Below are 4,761 nucleotides of genomic sequence, written 5' to 3'. Positions count from 1 at the left end.
CGCTGCAATCAGTATTCTACACGGACGCACAAACGACTCAAGACAAGCCAGAAATGATTAGGCGAGACTCCGTATCGCGCGCGATCTTGAAGTCCCTTCAATCGTTTGACGACGCCAGCGACGTCATTTCAGTCTGCGGCACTGCCTACCCGATTGGCGAATTTTACGTATGCCCCGTCATCCAGCTGCCTAAAGCAACGTTAGAAGACTACCCGGGGCTGAAGAAAGATGTCACGTTTCAGGACCAATCGGTAGAATCCCATTTTTTGATGCGCACACTAAAAGAAATCGCAAAAACTGCGACATTCGCGCTTGCGCAGCCTGATCCCGGACGCGGCCTCTCCAACCAAAGCATGAAATCTCCCGAAGAGATATTGAGTGCGGCCGCTTCGAGTTTCATGCATGTCCCGGGTCTAGCCGCAGGCGTCCAGACATTTCACTATGATCTCTTTGAACGCTTCAATGCGATATCCGCATTGAACTATGAAGGCAAAGAAGGGAATGGGCACCTATTACTCGTTGCACTGGGCAACAGCAGCTTGACGTATGATCTCAAACTCGAACAGCCCGTATCGTTCAGCGATGAACGATGGGTGCGCAAACTACTCCAAATGGCATCAAGCGATATGTGGTTGATTGCTGATTGCGAGCGAATTTATGGATTGGGGCGACTGGACTCTTCACACAATGCCCAAGACGAAAATACGTTCGAAATAGTGTTTCGTGGTCATTACAAATGGGACCTCTTGTGCAATCAACAAATCCTGCTTCAAAGTAGGTTTGGGCGACCTACGCTACCAAAGCCTTTTTTGCAAAAAGAGCAATTCTTCGAAAATTACTTACGAATATTTTCTAGTAGCAATGAAGCGAATGCCGCTCACATTTGGAAACTTGTGATCGAGGCTGCAGGGCTTAACCACGGCTGCGTGATCGTAATCGCAGATGATGCTGAAACCGAAGCAATCCGGCTAAGCAACCAGGGCAGTCGCATAGAGCCTGCATCTATGAACGAAAGCCTGCTGCGGCGAGTAAGTAGCATTGATGGGGCGATCCTTCTCGACCCGCAGGGCACTTGTCATGCCGTCGGCGTCATTCTAGATGGATTGGCAAACCGTAATTGCACTCCGGCGCGCGGAGCTCGATTTAATTCGGCCGTTAGATACGTCGGCGGAGCATCCAATGGTCGCCTAGCCATTGTGGGCTCCGATGATCATACCGTCGACATGATTCCACAGTGGCGTCAGCGAATAGAAAGATCGAAACTTGAGAAAATGATTCAAACGCTCGAGGAGTCGACACGCTCAAATTGCCACGGACCCCAGATGTGGCTGGAAGAGCACTCATTCTACCTAAATCAAGATCAATGTGACCGTGTCAATTCAGCGCTAGATAGAATCATGAACGAAAAAGATACTGCGCCGTCGATGATGTCGTCTCCGATAAATTTTGCGTTGATCCAGATATGGATAGCAGTTACTTCGTTGACGACGACCAGACGAGTCCCCCCCCTACCCCCTCCCCAGCAGACTGGCTATCCTAGAAACACCCGCCCCCAACGGGGCAGGACTGGAGCCAGCCATTTCCCGCATTGAAGGCAACAAGTCGGGCCTGTCCCCGGCGCAGATCAAGGCGCTTGAATACCTCTATCGGCGAAAGACGCATCCCTCGGCGCTGGCCGGGCCCGAACTCTTGCGTTCGCTGGCCGAGATTACGGCCGATACCGGGCGCCAGATCGGCGTGCTGCTCGATCGGCGGGGGAAGGTGCGCGGGGTGAGCGTGGGGAGCCCGCACCGCATCACGCTGCCGGAGTTCGATCGCTCGCGCACGAGGGTGGCGGCGGCGCGCCTGGCGGGTTTCCGTTTCATCCACTCCCACCCAGCCGGCGACGGGCTCGATCCAGACGACCTCTCCGACCTGGCGCTGCTGCGCCTCGATGCCATCGGGGCGCTCACCATCACAGATGGCGGGTCTCCGGACGAGATCGAGGTCGCGCAGATCGCGGCGCCCGCGCACGATGTCTCGGACACGGCCGCCGGCGGCAAGATTCAAAGAACGGGACTCGTCCCCTGGCAGGACGTCGAGGGGGACTTCGACACGCGGGTCAAAGAGCTCGAGCGCGCGCTTTCGGATCAGGCCGATCAGCTCATCCCCGAAGAGGAGCAGCGCTCCAAAGAAAGAGCCGTGCTGGTGACGCTGGCCACGCGCTCTCGCGCGGAGGCAGAGGCCCGGCAGGCCGAGCTCGTGGCGCTGGCCGAGACGGCAGGGGTGGCCGTGGTGGGCAGCGAGCTCATCCGCCTTCGCCGCCCCGACGCCGCGACGCTGATCGGGCGCGGGCGCATCGACGAGCTCTCCATCCAGGCGCTCCACCGCGGGGCGAACCTCATCATCTTCGACCGCTCTCTCTCGCCGGTGCAGGTCAAGAACCTGGGCGAGGCCACGGAGCTGCGGGTCATTGACCGGACGCAACTCATTCTGGACATCTTCGCCCAGCACGCGCGCAGCAAGGATGGAAAGCTGCAGGTGGAGCTGGCGCAGCTTCGCTACCGGATGCCGCGGCTCGTGGGCCGCAACCCCGCGCTCTCGCGCCTTGCCGGCGGCATCGGCGGACAGGGCCCGGGCGAGAGCAAGCTCGAGATCGACCGCCGCCGCGCGCGCGAGCGGGTCTCGCGTTTAGAGCGCGAGCTGCGCAAGCTCGGCGAGCGCCGCCAGCTCGGCCGCAAGGCGCGCGGCCGCAACGACGAGCCGCTGGTGTCGCTGGTGGGCTATACCAACGCCGGCAAGAGCACGCTCTTTAATGCGCTGACCCGCGGCGGGGCGCTGGCGGCCAACCAATTGTTTGCGACGCTCGATCCCACCACGCGGCGCATGTTCCTTGGAGATTTTGAGGGGCGCTTCCCCGACACGCCCGCCGAGGTGCTGGCCTCCGACACGGTGGGCTTCATCCGCGAGTTGCCCGAGGAACTGGTCGAGGCCTTCCGCGCGACTTTGGAAGAGCTGCGCGACGCCGACCTGCTCTTGCACGTGGTCGACGCCTCGAGCCCCGTGTGGCCCGAGCAGCGCCAGGCGGTGCTCAAGATTCTGGGGGAACTCGAGCTGGGCGATGTTCCCATGCTCACGGTCTTCAACAAGGCCGATCTGCTCAGCGAAGAATCCCGCGAGGCCCCCTGGCCCGGGCTGCTCGTATCGGCAGGCACCGGCGAGGGCCTCGATAAACTGCGCGAAGCGCTGGCCGCCGAGATCTCCGAGATCCGCGCCCGGGGGGCCCGCGAGGCCCGCCGCGCCGCCGAGGAAGCGCGCGTCGACGAGTTCTGGCTCTAAGGCGCGCGGAACGCGCCACCCCGTTGCTCTCCCCCGCCTGGCCTGAGCCTGTCGAAGGGCGGCGGGGGAGATGGGAGCCTGTCCTGAGCGAAGTCGAAGGAAAGGACAGAGGGGGGCTGCCCGGGCGGCGAATCGGTCCACGAAACCCTCTCCCGAACACGGCTGGCGCCGCGCTCTTCCCTCTCCCAGAGGGAGAGGGGAAATCGGAGTTCCTCTTCATACCGTCAACCTGACGTCACACCCCAAGCCCCCCACTGTCACCTCCGGTTTACACCTGGCTGCCCCTGGCGGGGGACTCCGGGAATCGCGGGGGGACTTAAATCACACTTTTTCCATGTGATTTCGGTCACTTAGAAAGAATCCCAAGAAAATCGTTGATCTGGCGAGGAAGTTGCGTAGAATGCTGCGCACTCTGAATAATTGGCCAGAGGCGCGAGAATTACACCCGGTTGTAACGCGAAGGACGCAAATCTCTCATGATGGCGGGCAAATCACTGTATCAGATCCTCACCTCCGCGCTCGTGGCGCTTGCTCTGCTCGTGGTCGCCTCGGCGGCCCAGGCCAAGGGCGACCCGCGCGGCACGATGGAAGCACGCGAGGCGCGCGTAAAGAAGGTCCTCTCCGACCCGGCGCTGCCCGAGCCCAAGAAGAAGGAAATCGTGGCCGAGGAAGTCTCCAACGCCTTCGATTTCGTGGAGCTGGCGCGCCGCTCGCTCGCAAGCCACTGGGACAAGCTCACCACCGCCCAGCGCAATGAATTCACCGGCACTTTGAAGCAGCTCGTCGAGATCTCGCTGCTCGACAAGATCAAGCCCAATAAGCAGTACAGCGTCGAGGTTGAAGAAGCCAAGGTCCAGGGCGGCGAAGCCGAGCTCCCCACCCTGCTGGCGACCCCCAACACCATCCCCGGCGACGAGGTCGAGGTGGAGTTCCGCCTCTACGAGAACCCCCGCTCGGGCTGGATGATCTACGACCTGATCATCGACGAGGTCTCGCTCCTCAACAACTACCGGCTCCAGTTCAACAAGGTCATCCGCGAGCGCTCCTTCGACGGCCTGCTCTCCCAGATGAAGCGCCGCCTGGCCAGCACCCAGCACTGAGCCGCATCTCCAACGCATTCATTCCAACCGCCGCGCACCGCGCGGCGGTTTTGTTTTTGGCCGCTGGGCGGCCTTTCTCCCGCGCGGAGTTCCGCTAAGCTGTCATTCTGAACGCAGCGAAGAATCGCGTCCCAGCCGGCTCCAGCCGATTCTTCGCTTCGCTCAGAATGACAGGCTGACTTGAGGAGATTGAACCAATGGACATCTCACCCACCGAGGCCTGCGTGGCCCTGAGCACCACCGACTCCGAAGAGAGCGCCCGCGAGATCGCCCACGCGCTCGTTGTCGAGGGGCTGGCCGCCTGCGTGAGCCGCCTGCCCGGCGCAACCTCGGTCTACCAGTG

The 4,761-nt window shown here is 61.2% G+C and carries 4 protein-coding genes; all 4 read left to right on the top strand.

Annotation, left to right across the window (positions count from 1 at the left end):
- Nucleotides 1-1,592, top strand: a 1,592-nt coding sequence (locus KDH09_18480) for a diadenylate cyclase (protein ID MCB0221690.1), incomplete at its 5' end; no start/stop codon positions are given.
- A 97-nt stretch (nucleotides 1,593-1,689) separates the two neighbouring features.
- A complete protein-coding gene (gene hflX, locus KDH09_18475) occupies nucleotides 1,690-3,318 on the top strand; it encodes a GTPase HflX (protein ID MCB0221689.1) in 1,629 nt (542 codons plus the stop codon).
- Between the two features lie 479 nt (nucleotides 3,319-3,797).
- Nucleotides 3,798-4,418, top strand: coding sequence for an ABC transporter substrate-binding protein (locus KDH09_18470; protein MCB0221688.1), 621 nt, complete (start codon nucleotides 3,798-3,800; stop codon nucleotides 4,416-4,418).
- Nucleotides 4,419-4,615: 197 nt separating this feature from the next.
- Nucleotides 4,616-4,761: divalent cation tolerance protein CutA (gene cutA / locus KDH09_18465; GenBank protein MCB0221687.1), on the top strand; the 146-nt coding region annotated here is incomplete at its 3' end.

The organism is Chrysiogenia bacterium (assembly GCA_020434085.1).
GTDB lineage: Bacteria > JAGRBM01 > JAGRBM01 > JAGRBM01 > JAGRBM01 > JAGRBM01.
This window is presented reverse-complemented; position numbering and strand designations above follow the sequence as displayed.